The organism is Oerskovia sp. 140933 (assembly GCF_059651515.1).
The window spans coordinates 33760-54525 of the sequence record NZ_JAMXIO010000021.1; the positions used below are offsets into that span (position 1 = coordinate 33760).

The following is a 20766-nucleotide window of genomic DNA, read 5'->3' on the forward strand; positions in this document are numbered from 1 at the left end:
GCGCCGCAGCGCACCCGTGCCCGCCGGCTCCGGCGGCTAGTCGACCGGGAAGAGCGAGACCGTCAACGTGCCTGCGTAGTCGCCCGCGCGGGTGTCGACCGGGACCTCGAGCGCGAGGTCGGCCGAGACCGTCGTGGTCCCCAGGCGCCCGTCGGCGGTCGCGGTCGCGAGCGTGGCCGGAGCGGCGAGGCCCGCACCACCGCCCAGGAGGGAGGCCACGGGCGAGCCCGCGCTCACGCCGTCCTTGGCCGTGACCAGGCCGGGGGTCCAGCCGAGGTTCTGGGCGCGCAGCGTGCGGGGGCCCGAGGACAGGTCGCCTGACTGGCCCGACACGGTCCAGCCGCCCGCCGACCCCGCACGGGAGTCGGTCACCGAGACCTCGGGGAGCCGACCCGCGAACCGCAGCCGGTCGCCTACGTTCTCGCCGCCCGTGAGCGCCACGCCCGCGCCGACGTCCGCGACCGACAGCGTGAGCTTGCCGCCGACCGTGCCGGGCTCGGGCACGGTCGCGAGCAGCGGGATCCCGTCCGCCTCGGTCGCGGCCCACAGCTCGTGGGAGACGCGCCCGACGTCGGCGTTGTCGAGGTAGGCGCCACGCACCGGGTCGGTGCCGGTCGCGGCAGCCGCGAGGAGCTCCGAGCCGGGGCCCTTGGCGTACACGGGCACGAGGTGGTTGGTGTGCCCGCCGCTGTTCCAGCTGACCTGCGGGGCCGCGCCCTGCGCGCCCTGGACGGGGGTCCAGGCCGGGTTCGCCGCGGGACCGGAGAGGTAGCCGCACTCGTGGTCGGCCGTGATGACCACGAGGGTCTCGTCCCAGCTCGAGTTCTCCTCGACCCAGTCCACGACCGTCTCGATGGTCCGGTTGAAGTCGACCTGCTCCTCGACGGCGCCCGCAGTGTTGTTGTCGTGGGAGGCCCAGTCGATCGCGCCACCCTCGATCATCACGAAGAAGCCCTCGTCGGACGCGTTGGACAGCACGTTGAGCGCGGCGTCCGTCATCTGCGGGAGCGAAGGGACGTTGTCGTTCCGGGGAGCCGTGAACGGCACGTCGCCGGACTTCAGCGCGGTGCGGTCCGCCTGGAGCGTGCCGGCGACCTGCGCGGTCCCCAGGACGTGCGTGGGCGTGTCCCCCTCGGCGAGGGCCAGGAAGTCGTCCTTGGACTGGACCAGGTCGAACGCGCTCTGGCCGTCGACCAGCTTGTTCCACTCGGTCTCGCCGATGTAGCTGTAGCTGGGCGTGGCCCGCTTGTCACCGTTGTCGTCGTACCAGGGGTTGCCCGCGCCGAAGATCACGTTCGCGCCCGAGTCCATCATGTCGGCCGCGATGTCGTGGTAGTTGTTGCGGTGCTCGTTGTGCGCCAGGTAGGACGCGGGCGTCGCGTGCGTCCACGGCACCGAGGTGACGACGCCCGTGGCCTTGCCCAGCTCGAGCGCGCGCTCGGCGACGGTCGCGAGGTCCTCGTGGTTCTCGTCCTGGCCGATCACGTTGTTGAGCGTCTTGACGCCCGTCGCGAGCGTCGTGGCCGCGGCCGCGGAGTCGGTCGAGCTCTTGAGCGGCGCGGAGAAGCTGCTCCAGTTCTGGACCGGGTCGTACGTGTTGCCGAACTGGTACGTGGACATCGCGAGGGCGACCGGGAACTCCTGGTAGACCTGCGTACCGGCCTGTCCGGGTACGGGCGTCGAGGCGCCGCCGGGCTTCACCGTGGTCTGGTAGGCCGTCCGGCCATGCTCGAACTGGCTGCCGAGGTCGACCTGGTTGAACCCCATCCCGTCACCGATGAGGTGGATGATGTTCTTCGGTCCCGGCGCCCCGGGGTCGGCGGACGGCGCGGCGAGCGCTGGCGTGGTCGAGGAGATCGCGATACCTGCCGCGAGGACGCCGGTCCCGGCGACCCGCAGCCACTTCATCGGTACACGTGAAGTCATGGTCTCTTCCCTGTCGAGGTCTGGTCCGGTCCGGAGTCGAGTTCCGGCCGGCACTCCAGAGCCAAGCGGTCAGAGGTGGCGACGGGGTGAACGGCGAAGGGCCACCCAGGGAAGGACGGGGTAAATGTCCGTCTCGGCGCGGCGAGTCGCCGCCGCGGGCAGCTCGCGGCAGCGCGCTGCCCGGCTCGGGCGCGGGCCTCGCGCCGCTCAGCCGTCCGCGCGCAGGTCCGCGAACCGTACGAGCTGCCCCACGGCGCGCTCGGCACGCTCGTCGAGCCACGGCATGGGGAAGAGCTCGATCGTCCAGTCCTCCTTGGACGCGAACACGCCCGTGGGCACGATCAGGTCTCCCATGAACGCGAACAGGGGACGCAGGGCCTGGTCGATCACGAGGGTGTGCCGGGCCGTCCCGCCCGTGGCGGCGAGCAGCACGGGCTTGTCGACCATGGCGAGCGAGTCGACGAGGTCGAAGAAGGACTTGAAGATCCCGGAGTAGGAGCCACGGAACACGGGCGTGGCGACGATCAGCAGGTCGGCCTGCTCGACGCTCTTGAGCGCGAGCTCGAGCTCCTCGCTGCGCATCCCGATCACGGTCGCGGTCGCGACGTCCTGCGCGTGGTCGCGGACCTCGATCGTGCGGGCGTCGACCTGGACACCCGTCGCGGCCAGCCGGGCCACGGTCTTGTCGAGCAGCAGGTCCGTCAGGGCGCGCGTGGTCGAGGGGAAGCTCACCCCGCCGGTCACGGCGACGACGCTCAGCGCACGCTGTCCGGTCGGTACGGGCTGAGCGGGTGCTGCGGGCATCGTGGCTTCCTTCACTGCGGGACTGCGGGGCTGGTCTGCGTCACCTCTCGAACACGGGCGACGCGCAAGTTCATCCCGGCCCCGGCCCCCGCTACTGCTGGATCACCTGCGCAGGGACGCCGAACGTGTCCTGCTGGAGGAGCGTGTCGATCTGTCCGCGCTGGTCGCCCGACGTGTAGATGATCCGGACGAGCGCGCGATCGGGCTGGTCGTCGCACGGTAGCCCCGTCTCCACGCTCACGGAGGACCCGATGCTCTCGAGGTCCTCGACCAGACCCGGGTTCTGGGCGAGCGCGTCGTCGACCTCTCCGAGGAGCGAGATCGCGGCGAGCACCGTGACGCCGAAGCTCTGCTGGACCACGAGCGCGCGGAGCGTCCCGGCCGTCGTGTCGTCGGTCCACCGGGCGGTGATCGCCTCACGGTCCAGCCACTCGCGAAGCCCTGCCACGCGTGCCGTGTCGCCCGTGACCAGGTACTGACCACTGGCGTACGACGAGGCGAGCGCCTCGCTGCCACGGATCTGCGCGGTCCCGTCGTTGAAGAGCGGCGCGGCCGAGACCCCCGGCCCTCGCTCCCCCACGACGACGAAGACACGACCGCTCTGGTCGCCGGACAGGTCCGGCGCCACCTTGACGAGTCCTAGACCGAGGTCGTCGCTCAGAGCACCGAGCTCGGCGAAGACCTCGTCGTCGTCCATCGAGGACGCGCTCACGTCGATGCTGACGGTGGCGTGCGCCCCGATCGACTGAGGAAACGCCCGGTCGTGCAGGTCGGTCATCACGACCGCGAGCGTGGCCAGCAGCGCGAAAAGGACTGTGGACACCCCGAAGACGATGCTCCTGTGCAACTTGCTCCCCTTGAGAACCCGCGTCCCGGCCACGACCGGTTCCCCGCGACGTTCGTCGATCGCTGCCGGGAAGGCCTCACGCCTTCCCGGCAGCGGTGTGATCACTTCGTCCGTCAGCAGGTCCGGTAGCAGTAGGCGTCGTCGTTGCTCCAGATGTTCACGGCCGACTTCTCCGCGGTCGACCGCTGGCCCGAGGCCGTGTCGGCGCTGCGCGACTGGTTGCCGTTGAGCACGACGGTGGACCCGTGGCACTTGTCGACGGTGCAGCAGGAGCGCACCTTCACGTTCCAGAAGCCGTATTCCCACGTCCCGCCCGACGACGGGTACCGGGCGTCAGGCCCCGGGTTCAGCCAGGTACTGACAGGGCACCGGTGATGGCCGGTACGACGGATGGCAGCACGGCCGCGCTGGCAGCCGCAGGTGCTCCTAGGGCGGCCACCCCGAGCGCGGCGACGATGGTGGTCTTGATCTTCCGACTCATGTCTATCCCCTGATTCATGGACGGCACTCGGGATCCCCGCTGAGACGGGTCGAACCCCGTCCTCCGAGCGCAGGCATCCTTGCCTGCGTGGCGGACGCTAGCAGACTCGGGGGAGGTCGACACGTGGCGGGTCGAACCATGGTCACGTCGAGGGTGCGCGGTCGGGCGCGCTGCCGGGGGCGCTCCCTCGGCGACGCAGGTCAGGCGCGGCGCGCGGGGATGTCGGCCTGTGCGCTGCGCAGCTTGTCGAGCAGCCCCTTGAGGGTCGCGAGCTCGTCGGCGTCGAGCGCGCCGCCCACGTAGTCGCTGATGGTGCGCACGTGCTTGCGCCCGATCTCCTTCTGGAGCCGCGCCCCCTCGGGGGTGAGCCGGACGATCGTGCCGCGGGCGTCGTCGGGCGCGGGGACGCGTTCCACGAGGCCGCGCTGCTCGAGGCGCTCGGCCATGCGGCTCAGCGAGGGCTGGCTGATGAGGACGAACTCGTTGAGGTCGCGCAGGCGGGTGCCGCCCTGGGGACAGCCGGCGAGAGTGAACAGCACGTCGTACTCGCGCATGGTCAGCTCGTCCCAGATGTCGTCGGCCTGGAAGCGGCGCATGAGCGCGACCTGGGTGCGGAAGAGGGCTTCCCAGGTCTCGGCGGCCTCGCGCGTGGTGGCTCGGTCGCGGACGGTGGGGGCGACGGTGGTGGGGCTGGTCATGTGTCTCTCGATCCTGCGGCGTGCGCCTGCCCGACGGCGGTGCTCGCCTGCGCGGCACGCGTCACCCCGGGTAGATGCGTTCGTATGAACTCGAGCGGTACAACCGGCGGGGCGAGAGGTGTATTCCGGACCGCCCCGGCGGCACGCCCCTACCTGCCGAGCCGACGCTCTCGCTGCGAGTACGAGCGCAGGGCGCGCAGGTAGTCGACGCGACGGAAGCTCGGCCAGTACGCCTCGCAGAAGTAGAACTCGGCGTGCGCGCTCTGCCACAGCAGGAACCCGCCGAGCCGCTGCTCGCCCGACGTGCGGATCACGAGCTCGGGGTCCGGCTGGCCCTTGGTGTAGAGGTGCTCCTCGATGTGCTCGACGTCGAGGTTCTCCGCCAGGTCCTGGAGCGAGGCGCCGCTCGCGGCCTGCTCGGTCAGGTACGCGCGCACGGCGTCGGCGATCTCGTGCCGCCCGCCGTACCCGATCGCCACGTTGACCTGGAGCCCGTCGATGCCGGCCGTCCGCTCCTCGGCGTCGCGCAGCGCGGTGGCGAGGCGCTCGGGCAGGAGGTCGAGTCGGCCCATGACCCGCAGGCGCCAGCGGCCGGTCTCCGCGAGGTCGCACACGGCGTCCTCGATGATGTCGAGCAGCGCGCTGAGCTCTTCGCGCGAGCGGGACAGGTTGTCCGTCGAGAGCATCCAGAGCGTGACGACCTCGATGCCCAGGTCCTCGCTCCACGTGAGGAACTCGGCGATCTTGTCGGCCCCTCGGCGGTGCCCCGTCGCGGCGGTCTCGCCGAAGGACTTCGCCCACCGCCGGTTGCCGTCGAGGATGACGCCGACGTGGCGCGGCATGGCCTCACGCGGCAGGGAGGCCGCGAGTCGTCGCTCGTACAGCCCGTAGAGCAGGTGGGGCATGCGCACGTGAGGTCCTTCGCGGTGTGTAATGGATGAGCGGCGACGGGGCCGGGCGGTGCCCGGGAGCGTCGCGCGAACGGCACGAGCACGGAAGGGTGCTCGGGTTCGTCGCTCGCCACACGGTACCCGAGGCAACTGTCGATTTGTCCCGACGTCCGCATCGACGGGCGGCTTTGCGCAGGATCTTCACAGTCGCGCGCAGCAACCTACGGTGACGTAACTTACGATGGCGTAGGTTGTTCCTGAGCCACGCACGTCGACTCACGCGCACTCCCCGGGTCAGGGACGTCCCGCCCCACCCGACCGCCGAACGAGTAGGAGCTTCTCCGTGGCACGACCCTCCGACCGCCCGACCACCGGCGACGCCGTCGAGAACGCCCTGGAGTCGGCCACCGAGGCCGTGGCGAGCGCGAGCGGCAAGGTCGCCGACCTGGTCGACTCGGTCAAGCCCCGCCTGCGCGGCTGGATCCACGCCGGAACGTTCCCCGTGGCGCTCGTCGCAAGCATCGTCCTGGTCGTGCTCGCGCCACCGGTCGCGGGCAAGGTCGCGTGCGCGATCTTCGGGTTCAGCGCGTGCCTCCTGTTCGGCACGAGCGCCGTGTACCACCGCGGCAACTGGTCACCCCGGGTCGCGGGGATCCTGCGCCGGGCGGACCACTCGAACATCTTCCTCATCATCGCGGGCACGTACACCCCGCTCGCGGTGCTGCTCCTGCCGAAGCAGACCGCGACGATCCTGCTGGTCATCGTGTGGGCGGGGGCGCTGCTCGGGCTCGCGGCACGCATCATCTGGCTCAACGCGCCCCGCTGGGTCTACGTGCCGATCTACATCGCCCTCGGCTGGGTCGCGGTCGGGTACATGCCGCAGTTCTGGACCACCCCGAGCGGCCCCGCGATCGTGTGGCTCGTCGCGGTCGGCGGCCTCGCGTACACGCTCGGCGCGGTCGTCTACGGCCTCAAGCGCCCCAACCCCAGCCCGCGCTGGTTCGGGTTCCACGAGATCTTCCACGTGCTGACGGTCGTGGGCTTCGGCTGCCACTACGCCGCGATCATGATCGCGGCGCTCAACGCCTGAGGCCCCGCCTCCCGGCGTCGCTACGGCTCCCGCGGCCCGACGGCGTAGCGCCGGTTCGCGAGCGACGGGTTCGCCGCGCGCACCACGTCCAGGGCGTCGGGGTCGACGTCCGCGGTCCGCAGGTCCGCGCGCTCGTCGAGCTCGAGCCCCACCCGGCCGTCGGGCCCCACGAGCAGCGACCGACCGGTCACGCCCTTCCCGGCCTGCCCGACGGCGAGGACCACCGACGTGTTCTCGATCGCCCGGGCCCGGGCCAGGGTCCGCCAGTGGTCGGCCTTGAGCTCGCCCGCGGCCCACGCCGCCGGGACCACAAGGACGTCCGCGCCCGCGTCGACCAGCCTGCGCGCCGACTCGGGGAACCGCAGGTCGTAGCACGTCATGACACCGAACGTCAGCCCGCCCACCGTCATCGTGGTGGGGGGCGCGTCGACCGGGCCGGGCTCCAGCCGGTCCGACTCGCGGTGCCCGAACGCGTCGTAGAGGTGCACCTTGCGGTACACCCCGACCAGGTCGCCGGAGCCGTCGATCGCGACGACGGCGTTGACCGCCCGTGGAGCCGGAGCCGAGGCGGCGTCCGCCCCGGGGCCGACGCTCGCGCCGGCGGCCGCAACCGTGCCCGTGCCCGGAAGCGTCGTGCCCGCGATGACCGCGACCCCGGTCTCGGCCGCCCAGCGCGCGAGCGTCGTGACGAACGGTCCGTCGAGCGGTTCGGCGTGCTCGACGCCGACGCCTCGCGGGTCGAACCCCGAGGCGTACTCGGGCAGGACCAGCAGGTCGGCACGCAGACGCTGCGCCTCCGTGAAGGCCGAGCGCACCACGAGCAGGTTCGCCGCGTGGTCGTCCGAGACCTCGATCTGGGCGATCGTGACCCGCACCGGACCACGCGGCGTGCGCGTCATGTCAGTCGTCGCCGCCGGAGTCGCCGCCCGAGCCGTCCGGGCCGTCACCAGCACCCGGGTCCCCGGCCGACGACGCGCCGTCCCGGCCGGTGCCGGTCCGCTCGGAGTGACGGACCTTGCGGAGCTGCTTGTTCATCGACACGAACAGCACGACGCACGCGAGCGCGACCGCGAAGATCGTCAGGAACCCCGGCAGGCCCGGGGACACGTCGGTCGGCTCGAGGCCGGGGCGCAGGTCACCGCCCGTCGGGGCAGGGGACGGCGTCGTCTCGGCCGTCACGCCGGCGGCCCAACCCGGGCCCCCCGGGAGGTGCGACGACAGGTCGACCGCGAGCTGCGGCGTCGGGCTCATGCGAGACCTTCCTCGGTGCGGATACCGGCGAACAGGTCGTCCTCCGGAAGCGTGGTGGGGACGCGCGACTCCGCGAGCTCGAACTCCTCGATGGGCCACACGGCCACCTCGAGGTCGCGCGGGATCGCGAAGAAGAAGCCGTCCGGGTCGATCTGCGTCGCGTGCGCGATGAGCGCCGCGTCCCGCTGCGGGAAGTACTGCGCGACCTCGACCCGCGTCGTGACCTCGCGCTCGGGGATCTCGCGCGCCGCCCGGGACTCGACCCAGTCGCTGAACGGCGACTCGAGACCGGCGTCCACGACGGCCTCGTGGATCGTGCGGATGCGGTTCATCGAGAAGTCGTGGTTGTAGTACAGCTTGAGGGGCTCCCACGCGGGCGCCCCGCCCTCCACCCGGTAGCGCTCCGGGTCCCCCGCGGCATGGAACGCCTCGAACGCGACCTTGTGGCACATGATGTGGTCCGGGTGCGGGTAGCCGCCGCTCGGGTCGTACGTCGTGATGACGTGCGGGCGGAACTCACGGACCAGCTCGACGAGCGGCGCCGCGGCCTCCTCGAGCGGGACGAGCGCGAAGCAGCCCTCGGGCAGCGGGGGCAACGGGTCGCCCTCCGGCAGCCCGGAGTCCACGAAGCCCAGCCAGCGGTGACGCACACCGAGGGCCCGGGCCGCCGCCGCCATCTCCGCGCGACGCAGCTCGGCCATGCCCTCGGGGGTCCCGGGGACCTCACCGAAGCTCGGGTTGAGCACGTCACCGCGCTCGCCACCCGTGCAGCTCACGACGAGGACCTCGACGCCCTCCGCGGCATAACGGGCGGACGTCGCGGCGCCCTTGCTCGACTCGTCGTCGGGGTGCGCGTGGACGGCCATGAGCCGCAGCGGTGCGCCGTCGACCGTCCCGGGCGCCGAAGCCGTGCTCGGGCGCGCCGTCGATTCGGTCACAGGTCCTCCAGGGGGTACTCCGGTGCGAAGAAGTTCAGAGACAATGATGTCTCATGAGCAGGTAGTCCACCCAACCCCTGGACCTCGATTCACCATGACGAACAGCACTCCCCCGCCGGGAACCTCCCCGCACACGGGCCCCGACGCGCTCGACGAGCACGAGAACCCGATCGGGCTCGCCCCCCGGACGGCCGGACCGCGGCCCCCCGCGGGCCGCTACGGCCCCGAGCCCACGGCCACGCGCCGACGGCTCGCGATCGCGGGCATCGTGGCCACCGCGGTCGTCGGGGTCGGGATCACGATCTGGATCGGGCTCGGACAGGCCTCGACCCCGGTGCGCTACGACGACTTCGGCTTCAAGGTCGTCAGCTCCGAGCAGATCGACGTGACCTTCCAGGTCTCGATGGAGCCCGGCACGCAGGCCGAGTGCACGATCGACGCGCTCGCCGAGAGCTACGCACAGGTCGGGACGGTCGACGTCGTCGTCGGGCCGAACGACCAGCTCGAGGGCCGCTACACCGTGAGCGTCGCGACCTCCGAGCTCGCCACGACCGGGATCGTCGAGAGCTGCCGCCCCCTGCCCTGACAGGTCGGTGGAACCGCTGGCCCACGCTCCTCGCCGGGTGCGAGGATGGACGTGCGGGCGGCGGGGCACCCCGCAGCACGTCCCGCAGCACCGCAGGGGTGAGCATCGGTGTGATGCAGCGGACATTTGGTATCCTGAGGGATTCACGCTGCCCCAGAAGCATCAGGACCAGCGAAACCCGCCACGCGGCGTCGGCGACCAGCCGACGTCACCACCCCGGGCAGGCAGCGAGTCGCTCTCAACCGCACCCACTGCCTCACCCTGTGCGGTCACGTCCACCGACGTCGACCGCCGGAACGCAAGGAAAGGAAGGAGCGAACCGTGACCGAGACCAGCGTCACCTGGCTGACCCAGGAGGCACACGACAGGCTTCAGGCCGAGTTGGCTCACCTGTCCGGTGCCGGCCGCACCGACATCGCCGAGCGCATCGCAGCCGCCCGCGACGAGGGAGACCTCAAGGAGAACGGCGGCTACCACGCCGCCCGCGAGGAGCAGGCCAAGAACGAGGCCCGCATCCGCGAGCTGACCGCGAAGCTCCGCAACGTGCAGATCGGCACTCCTCCGGACGACGGCAAGGTCGAGCCGGGCATGCTCGTCACGGCCCTCGTGGCCGGCGAGGAGATGTCCTTCCTGCTCGGCTCGCGAGAGATCGCCGGCGGCACGGACATCCGCGTCTACTCCCCGACGTCGCCGCTCGGCGAGGCCATCAACGGCACCTCGATCGGTGACAAGGTCGCCTACGCGGCCCCCAACGGGAACCAGATCGAGGTGGAGATCCTCGCCGCCAAGCCGTTCGAGGCGTGATCCACCGCTGACGAGCCCCACCAGCCACCACCGACGGTGGCTTCCACCCCACGGCTCGTCCGCCAGGTGACGCACGCAGGCCCGGGAACCTCACGGTTCCCGGGCCTGCGTGCGTCATGACGAGGGAGCCGGCCGACGAGGGAGCCGGCCGACGAGGCCGACCTCAGCCCGTCAGGACCCGGTACCCCGCGCCCCTCAGCCGCGCGACGAGGGCCTCGCAGTGCTCCTGCCCCTTGGTCTCGACCTGCATCCGCACCCAGGCCTCGCCGATCGCGAGGTGCACGTCGGTGCGGTCGTGGTCGATGTGCATGATCGAGCCGCCGACCCCCGCGATGACGTCGAGCATCTGCGCGAGCGCCCCGGGGCGGTCGTCGAGCAGGACCTGCATCTGCATGTACCGGCCCGCGGCAGCGAGCCCGTGCCGCAGCACGCGCAGCAGCACCAGCGGGTCGATGTTCCCGCCGGACAGGATCGCCACCACTGGCCCCTCCCACCCGGTCGGGTCGGCGAGCAGCGCCGCCACACCGGCGGCACCCGCCGGCTCGACGACGAGCTTGGCACGCTCGGTGATCATCAGGAGCGCCCGGGACAGCTCGTCCTCGGTCACGGTGCGCACCTCGGCGTCCAGCTCGGACACGATCGAGAACGGCACGGGGCCCGGGGTGCCCACCGCGATGCCGTCGGCCATGGTCGAGCGGGCGAGCGACGTCGTCGGGAAACCTGCCGCGAGCGAGCCCGGGTACGCCGCGGCGCGCGCGGCCTGGACCCCCACGACCTTGACGTGCGGCGCGGCCTCGGCCATGGCCGCCGCGACGCCCGCGACCAGCCCGCCGCCGCCGAGCGGCATGACGACGGTGCGGACGTCGGGCACCTGCTCGAGGATCTCGAGCGCGAGCGTGCCCTGGCCCGCGACGACGTCCGGGTGGTCGAACGGGTGGATGAAGACCGCCCCCGTGCGCTCGGCCTCGGCCTTCGCGGCGGCGAGCGTCTCGTCGACGTCGACGCCGACCAAGCGCACCTCGGCCCCGTACTCGCGCGTCGCGGCGACCTTGGGCAGCGCGGCGTCGACCGGCATGTAGACCACGGCCTGGATGCCGAGCAGCCCGGCCGCGAACGCGACACCCTGGGCGTGGTTCCCGGCGCTCGCCGCGACGACGCCGCGCGCCTTCTCGTCGGGCGTGAGCCGGGCCATGCGGATGTACGCGCCGCGGATCTTGAAGGATCCGGCGCGCTGGAGGTTCTCGCACTTGAGGACCACGGGCACACCGGCGACCTGGCTGATCGCGCGGCTCGTCTGGACGGGGGTGCGGTACGCGACGCCGTCGAGCATGCGGGCGGCGTCGCGGATGCTGTCGAGCGTCACACCGGGCTGAGCACGGGTCACGCGTCGCCGCCGTCGCTCGTCGGAGCACCCGTCGAAGGGCCCGACGGCGTCGCTCGCCCGCGGCGCGCAGGCCTGCGACCGCGCGGGGCCTCGGGGGCGACCTCGTCGGTACCGAAGTCCTCCTCGGCACGCCGCACCATGACCGGGAGCGCAGGTCTGCCGCGGATCACGAGGGTGTCGTCGGTCCCGAGGTCGGGGAACTTGTCGTGCCCGTTGAAGTACAGGATCACGGTGTTGATCGTCGCGGCGAGCGGCACCGCGAACAGCGCACCGACGATGCCGGCCGCGAACCCACCGCCCGCGACCACGAGGAGCACCGCGACCGGGTGCAGCGAGACCGCGTGCCCCATGAGGAACGGCTGGAGGGCGTGGCTCTCGATCTGCTGGACCGCGAGCACGATGCCCAGCATGATGAGCGCCGCGACCCACCCGTTCGCGACCAGGACCACGAGCACCGCGACCGCGCCCGTGACGACGGCACCGATGATCGGGATGAACGAGCCCACGAACACGAGGATGCCCAGCGGGAGCGCGAGCGACGGCACGAAGAACGCCGCACCGATGCCGATGCCGACCGCGTCGACCAGCGCCACGAGGATCTGGGTGCGGGTGTAGGCCGACAGCGTGACGATGCCCCGACGCCCGGCCTGGTGGATGGTGAAGCGGGAGCGCGCAGGGAACAGACCGACGCACCACGACCAGATCGTCCGCCCGTCCAGCAGGAAGAAGAACGTGCAGAACAGCGCGATCACGGCGCCCGCGGCGACGTGCCCGACCGTCGTGGCGGCTCCCAGCGCCCCGGACACGATGGTGTCCTGGCTCGAGCTGATGACCCCCTCGAGCTCCTTGAGGTACCCGTTGATCTGGTCCGTGCCGATCCCGAACGGCCCGGCCTCCAGCCAGTCCATGAACTCGTTGAACCCGTCGATCGCCTTCTCCCGGAGCTCCGAGATCCCGCTCACGATCGTGCTGCCCGCGACCGTCACGAGCCCACCCACCACCGCGAGCATGCCCAGCAGGGCGGTGATCGAGGCCAGCCCGCGCGAGAAGCGCAAGTGCTTCTGCAGGACGCGGCGCACCGGAGTCAGCAGGACCGTGAGGAGCAGCGCGATCGCGACCGGGACCACGATCACCTTGAAGAGCGTCGTGACGTAGAAGGCCGCCGTGACGAGCGCACCGATCAGGAGCAGCCGCCACGACCACGCGGCCGCGGTCTGGATCGACGGCGGGACCGCGTCGGCACCGTGCGGCCTGCCGTCCCGCATGCTCGTGCTGACCGCCGGCTGCCCCGGCCCCGGCGAGAGGGACGGTCCCGCGGTGGCGGGCGCCGTCGTCGGGCCCTGGGCGGTGGCCTCGGCGTCGCGCCCCTTGCGCGGTGCCGCGCTCACGCGAGCGCCCGCGTGAGGTCCGCGATCAGGTCCGCCGCGTCCTCGATACCGACCGACAACCTCACGAGGTCGTCCGGGACCTCGAGCGCCGAGCCCGCGACCGACGCGTGCGTCATGCGCCCCGGGTGCTCGATCAACGACTCGACGCCGCCCAGCGACTCGGCGAGCGTGAACACCTGCGTGCGGGCGCAGACCGCGAGCGCCTTCTCCTCGCTCCCCGCCCGGAAGGACACCATGCCGCCGAACCCGCGCATCTGCCGCGTCGCGAGCTCGTGACCCGGGTGCGACGCGAGGCCCGGGTAGACGACCTGGGTCACCGCGGGGTGCGCCTCGAGGAACTCGGCGACCGCGGCCGCGTTGGCCGAGTGACGGTCCATGCGTACGGCGAGGGTCTTGAGGCCGCGCAGCGTGAGCCACGCGTCGAACGGCCCGGCGACCGCGCCCGACGAGTTCTGGTGGAACCCGACGGCGTCGGCCAGGCCCCGCGTGCCCGCGGGCGAGAGGAGGTCGCCCGGGAGCTCGGCGCCGTCGGCCACGACGAGCGCTCCCCCGACGACGTCGCTGTGCCCGCCGATGTACTTGGTCGTCGAGTGCACGACGACGTCCGCGTCCAGCCCGAGGGGCTGCTGCAGGTAGGGCGTCGCGAACGTGTTGTCGACCACGAGGGTCGCGCCGTGCTCGTGCGCGATCTGCGCCAGGGCCGCGATGTCGCTGATGCCGAGCAGCGGGTTGGTGGGCGTCTCGACCCACAGGACCTTGGTGCGGCCCGGCTGGACCGCGGCCCGCACGGCGTCGAGGTCGGTGAGGTCCACGGCCGTGTGCTCGATCCCCCACGGACCGAAGACCCGGGCGACGAGGCGGTACGTGCCGCCGTAGGCGTCGTCGGGCACCAGGACGTGGTCTCCCGGGCGGAGCGTCGCACGCAGGAGCGTGTCCTCCGCCGCGAGGCCCGAGGCGAAGGCGAAGCCGCGCGCCTGCGCGGCCCCCGCCGGGGTCTCGACGGCGCCGAGCGCCTCCTCGAGCGCCGTGCGGGTCGGGTTCGCGGACCGGGAGTACTCGTACCCGCCGCGCAGACCGCCGACGCCGTCCTGCTTGTAGGTGGAGACCTGGTAGATCGGGGGCACCACGGCCCCCGTCGCTGCGTCCGGGTCCTGCCCCGCGTGGATGGCGCGGGTCGAGAAGCCGGAGGTCGACCAGTCGGGGTGGGGAGTGCTCGCGCTGCTCATCCTGTGAGCCTACGTGGCCGGGGGCCGCAGCTTCCTGCGGAACACGACGGTTCTCGGAGAGCGGACGTGTGGGTTGTGCACGGACCGTGGGCGGAGGTGGGGACGGGTGCGGGTCGGGTCCGGTCGGGCGCGGGCCGGGCGCGGGCCGGGCGCGGGCCGGGCGCGGGCCGGGCGCGGGGAACAGGCACCGGCGGCAGGGTGTTGCCCAGGTGTCGGCTACAGGTGGAGGTAAAGATGTTCGAGTCGTTGTTCGGGTCCTCGATGAAGACCCAGATGGTCGCACCCGAGAAGGCTCTCGCCGGACGGGACGAGCCCGTGCTGCCCGTGGCACGCCCGCACACGGTCCTCGGGACCTCGATCACGGGACCGTGGCCCGAGGGCACGCGCGTGCTGTACCTCGCGATGGGCTGTTTCTGGGGCGCGGAGGAGATCTTCTGGCAGGTGCCGGGAGTGGTCTCGACGGCCGTCGGCTACATGGGCGGCACCACGCCCAACCCCACGTACGAGGAGGTCTGCACCGCGCGCACGGGCCACACCGAGACCGCGCTCGTCGCGTACGACCCGACGGTCGTGACCGAGGAGGAGCTGCTCAAGATCTTCTGGGAGCGTCACGACCCCACGCAGGGCTACCGGCAGGGCAACGACGTCGGCACCCAGTACCGTTCGGCGGTCTACTGGACGACGCCCGAGCAGGAGGCCGCGGTCCGTGAGACCGAGGCCCGGTACCAGAAGGTGCTGACCGCGCGTGGGCTCGACCCCATCACGACCGAGGTCGCGCCCGCCGAGGGCCGCACGTTCTACTACGCCGAGGACTACCACCAGCAGTACCTGGACAAGAACCCCAACGGGTACCGCTGCCACGCGACGACGGGGATCCCGTTCCCCGACGCGGCGTGACGCCCTGGTCGTCCCCCCGCTGATGCCGAACCCGAGGTTCGTCTGGCACGTCCCCACGCCAGCCTGACGAACCTCGGGTTCGGCACCCCGCTCAGTCGCTCAGCAGGTCAGCAGGTCAGCCCCGACCCCGGCACGACGCCCAGGATCGCCGTGATCTTCTGGTAGCGGTCGACGCGGCTCTGGACCGACGCCGGGTTGCCGCCGTTGCACTCGAGCGCGCCGTTGAGCGAGTTGATCGTCTGGCCGAACCCGGCCCCGCCGACCATCGCCTCGTGCGACGTCATGACCCCGGGACCGTTCTGGGTGTTCCAGTACCAGAGCGCCGTCTGCCAGGCGATCGACGGGTCCTGCTCGACGAGCCACGGGTTGTTCAGCAGGTCGATGCCGAGCGCGTCACCGGCCGCCTTGTAGTTGAAGTTCCAGCTGAACATGATCGGGCCGCGGCCGTAGTAGGCGGTCTGGCCCGCCGGGCAGCCGAACGGCTGCGAGTAGTCGCACTTGATCCAGTAGTTCGCCTCGTTGATCTCCTTGACGTACCGCAGCCCGACCGACTCGAAGTCGGCGTGCGTCAGGAACGCCGCCGCCTCCTGGGTCCGCGTCGTCTCGGTCCCCGTGTTGGCGAACCTCGGGTACGCGGCCAGGGCGTCGACGAGCCCCTGGTACGTGTAGAACGCGTTGCGCTTCGGGAAGATCGCGTCGAACTCGGCCTCGCTGATCACGAAGTCGGACTCGCCGCCCTGACAGGCCCCCTTGTCGGCCCACGCCGTCGCGGCGCCCGGGTTCTCGCGCTGCGTCCACCACTTCGCGGTGAAGTTGCGGCCGTGGTGCGAGACCGTGGCCCCGCCCTGGTACGCCGTGCTCTCGCTCCACGGCGCGGCGCACGGGTTCGCGGGCGCCGCGGTGGCGGTCACGGCCGTGAGCGGCGCAGCGGTCGGAGCGGTCGTCGCGGCCCCCGGTGCGGCGGCGGCCGTCGCGACGACCGCGCTCACGAGCCCGGCCGCCACGATCGCGGCTCCTCGGCGCATGCCGGAGACAGTTCTCTTGCCAAACATTCGAGCCCCCATTTGCTCTTCGCTGAACAATTCTTGTGAACGGCTGGCGCCGCGGTCACAAGGTAGCGACGGTCACAATTGTCAGCAACTCGAACAAACAGGTATCGAGGGGACCCGCGGCAGCGCCCGGGACACCCCTGGACCGGCCCCCGGCGTCAGCGCCGGACGGGTACCTCCGCGTCACCCCGTGCCCCCTGCGCGAGCAGCAGCCGACCCACGGCCTCGTTGCGGCACAGCACCGCGAGCCCCGCGGCCGCCGGCCCCCGCAGCGCCAGGACGAGGGCCACGACGACGCACACCCCGACCGTCGCGCCCGCGAGGACGTCGTGCGGGAAGTGGACCCCCTGCACCAGGCGCGCCGCCCCGGTGACGACCGCGAGGACGACGGGCGCGGCGACCAGGACCCGGTAGGGCGGGAGGCGACGGGCTCGACGGAACCGGAGCGCCGTCGTCGTGCCGAGCGAGTCGCGCGGGCGGCCCGTGGCGAGCGCCGTGAGGACGACCGAGGTCGCGAGCGCGAACGCGATGGTCGTGTGGTTGCTCGGGAACGACCAGTCGCCCGCCTCGGGGCAGTGCGCGATCTCGATGAGGTCCCAGCAACCGCGGGGCTGCTGGACGATCGTCTTGGCGACCTCCGACGTCGCGTACGCGACCACGGCCGCGACGCCGCCGGCCAGGGCGGTCGCGACCGCGCCGGTCCCCGCGCCGCGCGCCTGCCAGGCAGCGAGGAGCCAGAGCAGGGCCAGGGCGATCACGCCGACCTCGGCGACGAGCTCGACCCCGGGCAGGTCCGCCGTCCGGGCGGTCACGGCGAGGTAGAGCTCGGTGCTCGGCCCGCGCAGGAGCAGCAGGGACGGTACGACGACGGCGGCCGCGAGCAGCCAGAGCAGGGCCAGGAGCAGGGACGATCTGGGGGACTTCACCCCGGAATGGTACGGACGTCTGCGCCGCCCGGACATCCGACCGCGGTCGGATCCGGCGACCTCCCGGCATCCCCCGCGCGGTCCACACTCCGCCTCCACGAGCGCGCCGTGGCATCGTGGGGCGCGTGACCGACACGCGCACCGCCGCGCCCGCCGACACCGCCCTGCTCGTCGCAGCCCGCCTCCTCGCCGCGGCGCTCGTGTGCGGGTCGGCCGTCCTGCTGTTCGCGGTGCACGTCCGGCCGCTCGGGTACGTGCCCCTCGTCGCGGGCGTCGCCCTGGGTCTCGTGATCGACCGTCGGCTCGGCCGCGACCTGCTGCTGATCGCGGTCGGCATGGGCATCATCAGCACCATCCCGCTCGCTGCGGACCTGAGCGACGCGGGGATCGCGCGCTTCGCCGTCGTGCTGTCGCTCGCGGTCCTGGTGCCGTGGGCCGTCTCCCGCTACGTGTACCGCGACGACGCGATCCGCTTCCCCGTCCGCACGGGCAGGCGGTGGAACCGTACCCAGATCGTGTACCTGCTCGTCGTCCTGGTGGCGGGCTACCTGATCCTGCCCGCGTACTTCATCGGGTCCGGGTCGTACCGGAACTGGCCCGCGATCGAGACGCCGCAGGAGATCGCGCGGCTCTTCGTGGGCGTCAACGCCGTGGGGATCTGGGACGAGCTGTTCTTCGTGTGCGTCGTGTTCGCGCTGCTGCGCCGTCACTTCGCGCTGTGGCCCGCGAACCTCCTGCAGGCGGCCGTGTTCGTGTCGTTCCTGTGGGAGCTGGGCTACCGGAGCTGGGGCCCGCTCCTGACCATCCCGTTCGCGCTGGTCCAGGGCTGGATCTTCGCGCGCACCAAGTCGCTCACGTACGTGGTGTGCGTGCACCTGCTGTTCGACGCGATCGTGTTCGCGGTCCTGGTGCACGCCCACCACCCGGAGCTGTTCGACGTGTTCGTCACGGGCGGGCGCTGAGCCGCCCTCCGCGGGCTCGCCCGGCACCCGCCCGCTGTCGCGAGCACCTCGGGTCACCCTGCGGGGGTCGCTCCCCCGTCGAGCGGCGGCACGTAGAAGGCCGTGGTCGCGGCGGCCGCGGCCTCGGCCGCGGCGGGGTCCGCGCCCGAGGACTCGTGGGCGGCACGCCAGAGCTGGGCGCTGGCGGTCTGGAGCGCGCGCATCCGGGGGCTCGTCTCGAGCTCGGCAGGGTCGCCCAGGTCGACGCCCGCGAGGTGCGCGGCGAGCCCGACGAGCGTGAGGTCCCACCCGACCCCCACGGCCCCGGGGCCGAACCTGTCCCAGAACTCGGGCGGCACGACCGCGACGTGCTCGAGCGTCAGCTCGGTGGCCCCGCCGTCGGCGGGCGCGAGGCGGAGCTCGACCGTGCTCCGGTCCTCCTCGCTCATGCCCCAGGTCACGAGGAACCGGCGCGGCGGCTCGCACTCGCGCACCTCGCCGCCCGCGTTCCCCTGGAGCTGGTAGCGCCCGCCCAGGCGCAGGTCTCCGGTCACGGGCAGGAACCAGCGCGCGATGCGGTCGGCGTCGGTGCACGCGTCCCAGACGTCTTCGACGGGGGCGTCGTAGGTGCGGCTCAGCAGCACGACGCGGGCGTCGTCGCGGTCGCCGGTGACCCGACGGGCCTTGTCGATCTCGGTGCTCAGGTCGAACGTCATCTCGTGGCCTCCTTCGCGGGGTCCGGTCGCGGGTCCGCGGCCGGGGCGGTGCGGGGAGCGTCCGGCTCGTGCGAGGCGGCCCGACGGCGGGCGCGGCGCCCGCGTGCGAGCTCGGTCCCGAGCGCGTCGAGACGCTGGTCCCAGGACCGTCGGAGCCCGTCGAGCCAGTCGTCGACGTCGTCGAGCGCGGAGGGGTCCAGGGCGTAGAGCCTGCGGGTGCCGGCCGCCTGGGCGGTCGCGAACCCGTTCTCGCGCAGCACCCTGAGGTGCTGGGAGACCGCGGGCTGGCTGATCCCGAACTCGTCGCGGATCACGGCCGCGAGGTCACCGGCGGACGTCTCGCCGCCGGACAGCAGCTCGAGGATCCGTCGCCGGACGGGGTCGCCGAGGACGTCGAACGCTTCCATCAATCGATCATTCATCCACGGCTTATATAAGTCAAGAGTGAAGGAACTCAGCGGCCCTTCTTGCGACCCTTCATCGACTGCGACTTGCCGAGCCGCTTCGCGACGGACTTGCCCGACTTCTTGCCGCCCTTCGGCGCCTGCTTGGCGCCGCTGCGCGCCGCGCTCGCGGTCCGGGTCCCCTTGGTGGCCTGCCCGGACTTCGCCCCCGCACCCTTGGCGCCCGACGGCGTCCGGCCGTCGCGCTTCTTGTCCGCCTCGGGCGTGGGCGGGGTGGGGCCCGCGACCCCGCGCGAGCTGTTGGCCGTGCGGCCGCGGACGATCCCGATGAACTCCTCGACCAGGTTCGACTTCTCCTCGGTCACCCACCCGAGCGCGACGGGCGCCTCCGGCCCGCCCTCGAGCGTCCGGTACGTGAGGTCCTTGCGGTGGTGCAGGCGCGCGAGGGACTGCGGCACGACCAGCAGACCGATCCCGGCGGCGACGAGCTCGATCGCGTCCGCGGTCGTCGCCGGGCGCTCCAGGGCGGGCCGGCCGGGCAGGGCAGGACGGGCCTCGTCGTCGGCGGCAGATCCCTCTGCGGGGTCCGCCCAGCCCAGCACGTCGTCGAGCGGGTGCAGCGCGACCTCGTCCGCGAGGTCCGCCACGGTGAGCGCTTCGTCACTCTCGAGGGCTGCGAAAACGTGGTCGCGCGGGACCACGACCACGGGCACCTCGGTGTACATCGCGATGTGGCTCAGGCCCTCGCTGCGCACGGGACGACGCAGGATCGCGACGTCCGCCCCGCCGTCGAGCAGCAGGGCCTCGACCTGCGATGCCGGGGCGGCGAGCGCCTCCAGGCGCACGTCCGGGACCCGGTCGATCCACGTCCGCACCCACTTCGAGGGCGTCACGCCGGGGACGTACGCGAGGCGGAACCCGGGGGTCTGCGCGTCGGTGACGTCCTCGGCCGGTAGGTCGGCGTCGTGCTCGGCGCTGCGCGCAGTCTCTTCCACCCCACAACCCTAGCCGCCCCGGGACGAGGGAACGGGGCCGGGACCGATACCCTGGGACCATGAGCACCCCGCACTCCTCCCAGACCATGAAGCCCGCGACCGCGGCGAAGAAGCTCGGGGTGTACCTTCCCGCCACTCCCCCGGAGTTCCAGGAGGGGACCATCACGCGCGGCCAGCTCGAGGAGCTCGAGACCAACCCGCCCGAGTGGCTCGTCGACCTCCGCCGCAACGGACCCCACCCGCGACCCGTCGTCGCGGGTCGCCTCAACGTCTCGATCGCAGGCCTGGCCCGCGGCGGCGTCGAGGAGGCGCTGACCACCGAGCAGATCAACGAGCTCCGCGAGGACCCGCCGGCGTGGCTCGTGCGCGAGCGCGAGATCCAGGCCGAGGTCCGGGCCGAGGAGGAGCGCGTCAAGGCGCGCGACCTCAAGAAGGCCAAGAAGGTCGCCCGCGCCAACCGCGAGGCCGAGCAGAAGGCCCCCCGCAGCGAGTGACGACTCGTGGCACCCCACGGGGTGCCGCGAA

At 72.3% G+C, this 20766-nt stretch carries 23 protein-coding genes; 6 read left to right on the plus strand and 17 right to left on the minus strand.

The window, feature by feature from the left end; genetic code table 11:
* Positions 1-36 precede the first annotated feature (36 nt).
* The 6 genes from NHG27_RS12170 to NHG27_RS12195 form a co-directional block, all read right to left on the minus strand.
* Positions 37-1926: an alkaline phosphatase gene (locus NHG27_RS12170; RefSeq protein ID WP_497016463.1), complete on the minus strand. Its 1890-nt coding sequence runs from the start codon at positions 1924-1926 to the stop codon at positions 37-39.
* Between the two features lie 207 nt (positions 1927-2133).
* Positions 2134-2730, minus strand: a complete 597-nt coding sequence (locus tag NHG27_RS12175) for a CE1759 family FMN reductase (RefSeq protein WP_497016464.1) — start codon at positions 2728-2730, stop codon at positions 2134-2136.
* A 91-nt stretch (positions 2731-2821) separates the two neighbouring features.
* Positions 2822-3553 (minus strand): hypothetical protein, encoded by a 732-nt coding sequence (locus tag NHG27_RS12180; protein WP_497016465.1) that lies wholly within the window; start codon positions 3551-3553, stop codon positions 2822-2824.
* A 137-nt stretch (positions 3554-3690) separates the two neighbouring features.
* The gene (locus tag NHG27_RS12185) at positions 3691-4131 is read right to left on the minus strand and encodes a lactococcin 972 family bacteriocin (protein WP_497016494.1); all 441 of its coding nucleotides are present in this window, start codon (positions 4129-4131) and stop codon (positions 3691-3693) included.
* Between the two features lie 127 nt (positions 4132-4258).
* Positions 4259-4756 carry a MarR family winged helix-turn-helix transcriptional regulator gene (locus tag NHG27_RS12190; protein ID WP_193718905.1) on the minus strand — a complete coding sequence of 166 codons (498 nt, stop codon included), beginning with the start codon at positions 4754-4756 and terminating at the stop codon, positions 4259-4261.
* A 149-nt stretch (positions 4757-4905) separates the two neighbouring features.
* Entirely contained in the window at positions 4906-5667 is a 762-nt protein-coding gene (locus tag NHG27_RS12195) for an isoprenyl transferase (RefSeq protein WP_193718906.1), read from the minus strand.
* A 322-nt stretch (positions 5668-5989) separates the two neighbouring features.
* On the opposite strand from NHG27_RS12195, the gene trhA reads away from it, so the two are divergent.
* On the plus strand, positions 5990-6736 hold the full coding sequence (gene trhA, locus NHG27_RS12200; protein ID WP_193718907.1) for a PAQR family membrane homeostasis protein TrhA: 747 nt from the start codon (positions 5990-5992) through the stop codon (positions 6734-6736).
* Positions 6737-6756: 20 nt separating this feature from the next.
* Here the strand turns inward: trhA and NHG27_RS12205 are convergent, their stop codons facing one another.
* The 3 genes from NHG27_RS12205 to mca are packed head-to-tail and all read right to left on the minus strand — an operon-like array spanning position 6757 to position 8853.
* Positions 6757-7635, minus strand: coding sequence for a carbon-nitrogen hydrolase family protein (locus tag NHG27_RS12205; RefSeq protein WP_497016466.1), 879 nt, complete (start codon positions 7633-7635; stop codon positions 6757-6759).
* Position 7636: 1 nt separating this feature from the next.
* Positions 7637-7987 (minus strand): hypothetical protein, encoded by a 351-nt coding sequence (locus NHG27_RS12210; RefSeq protein WP_497016467.1) that lies wholly within the window; start codon positions 7985-7987, stop codon positions 7637-7639.
* Positions 7984-8853, minus strand: coding sequence for a mycothiol conjugate amidase Mca (gene mca, locus NHG27_RS12215; RefSeq protein ID WP_193719021.1), 870 nt, complete (start codon positions 8851-8853; stop codon positions 7984-7986). The genes NHG27_RS12210 and mca overlap by 4 nt, the downstream gene beginning before the upstream one ends.
* A gap of 166 nt (positions 8854-9019) precedes the next feature.
* Between mca and NHG27_RS12220 the strand changes: the two genes are divergently transcribed.
* Both NHG27_RS12220 and greA read left to right on the plus strand, forming a co-directional pair.
* Complete coding sequence (locus NHG27_RS12220; protein ID WP_497016468.1) at positions 9020-9511, plus strand: DUF4307 domain-containing protein; 492 nt, start codon at positions 9020-9022, stop codon at positions 9509-9511.
* A 321-nt stretch (positions 9512-9832) separates the two neighbouring features.
* On the plus strand, positions 9833-10315 hold the full coding sequence (gene greA / locus NHG27_RS12225; RefSeq protein ID WP_193718911.1) for a transcription elongation factor GreA: 483 nt from the start codon (positions 9833-9835) through the stop codon (positions 10313-10315).
* Between the two features lie 163 nt (positions 10316-10478).
* Here the strand turns inward: greA and ilvA are convergent, their stop codons facing one another.
* From ilvA to NHG27_RS12240, 3 genes are read right to left on the minus strand one after another with little or no spacing between them, the layout of a single operon-like run.
* The gene (gene ilvA, locus NHG27_RS12230; RefSeq protein ID WP_193719022.1) at positions 10479-11645 is read right to left on the minus strand and encodes a threonine ammonia-lyase; all 1167 of its coding nucleotides are present in this window, start codon (positions 11643-11645) and stop codon (positions 10479-10481) included.
* A 50-nt stretch (positions 11646-11695) separates the two neighbouring features.
* On the minus strand, positions 11696-13087 hold the full coding sequence (locus NHG27_RS12235; protein ID WP_497016469.1) for an AI-2E family transporter: 1392 nt from the start codon (positions 13085-13087) through the stop codon (positions 11696-11698).
* Positions 13084-14313: a cystathionine gamma-synthase gene (locus NHG27_RS12240; RefSeq protein WP_497016470.1), complete on the minus strand. Its 1230-nt coding sequence runs from the start codon at positions 14311-14313 to the stop codon at positions 13084-13086. Before NHG27_RS12240 ends, NHG27_RS12235 begins: the two co-directional genes overlap by 4 nt.
* 234 nt (positions 14314-14547) lie before the next feature.
* Between NHG27_RS12240 and msrA the strand changes: the two genes are divergently transcribed.
* Entirely contained in the window at positions 14548-15210 is a 663-nt protein-coding gene (gene msrA / locus NHG27_RS12245; RefSeq protein WP_497016471.1) for a peptide-methionine (S)-S-oxide reductase MsrA, read from the plus strand.
* A 107-nt stretch (positions 15211-15317) separates the two neighbouring features.
* Here the strand turns inward: msrA and NHG27_RS12250 are convergent, their stop codons facing one another.
* Complete coding sequence (locus NHG27_RS12250; protein WP_193718914.1) at positions 15318-16235, minus strand: glycoside hydrolase family 19 protein; 918 nt, start codon at positions 16233-16235, stop codon at positions 15318-15320.
* 182 nt (positions 16236-16417) lie between these two features.
* Positions 16418-17185, minus strand: coding sequence for a phosphatase PAP2 family protein (locus tag NHG27_RS12255; protein ID WP_497016472.1), 768 nt, complete (start codon positions 17183-17185; stop codon positions 16418-16420).
* A gap of 125 nt (positions 17186-17310) precedes the next feature.
* Here NHG27_RS12255 and NHG27_RS12260 point away from each other — a divergent pair, with 125 nt between their 5' ends.
* A complete protein-coding gene (locus NHG27_RS12260; RefSeq protein ID WP_193718916.1) occupies positions 17311-18147 on the plus strand; it encodes a CPBP family glutamic-type intramembrane protease in 837 nt (278 codons plus the stop codon).
* A gap of 53 nt (positions 18148-18200) precedes the next feature.
* Here the strand turns inward: NHG27_RS12260 and NHG27_RS12265 are convergent, their stop codons facing one another.
* Genes NHG27_RS12265 through NHG27_RS12275 form a run of 3 tightly spaced genes read right to left on the minus strand, consistent with a single transcriptional unit; the run spans position 18201 to position 20241 of the window.
* Positions 18201-18842, minus strand: a complete 642-nt coding sequence (locus NHG27_RS12265) for an SRPBCC family protein (RefSeq protein ID WP_193718917.1) — start codon at positions 18840-18842, stop codon at positions 18201-18203.
* Positions 18839-19264, minus strand: coding sequence for an ArsR/SmtB family transcription factor (locus NHG27_RS12270; protein ID WP_497016473.1), 426 nt, complete (start codon positions 19262-19264; stop codon positions 18839-18841). The genes NHG27_RS12265 and NHG27_RS12270 overlap by 4 nt, the downstream gene beginning before the upstream one ends.
* 32 nt (positions 19265-19296) lie before the next feature.
* Positions 19297-20241: a LysR family substrate-binding domain-containing protein gene (locus NHG27_RS12275; RefSeq protein ID WP_497016474.1), complete on the minus strand. Its 945-nt coding sequence runs from the start codon at positions 20239-20241 to the stop codon at positions 19297-19299.
* 59 nt (positions 20242-20300) lie between these two features.
* Here NHG27_RS12275 and NHG27_RS12280 point away from each other — a divergent pair, with 59 nt between their 5' ends.
* Entirely contained in the window at positions 20301-20735 is a 435-nt protein-coding gene (locus NHG27_RS12280; protein WP_497016475.1) for a DUF5997 family protein, read from the plus strand.
* Positions 20736-20766 lie beyond the last annotated feature (31 nt).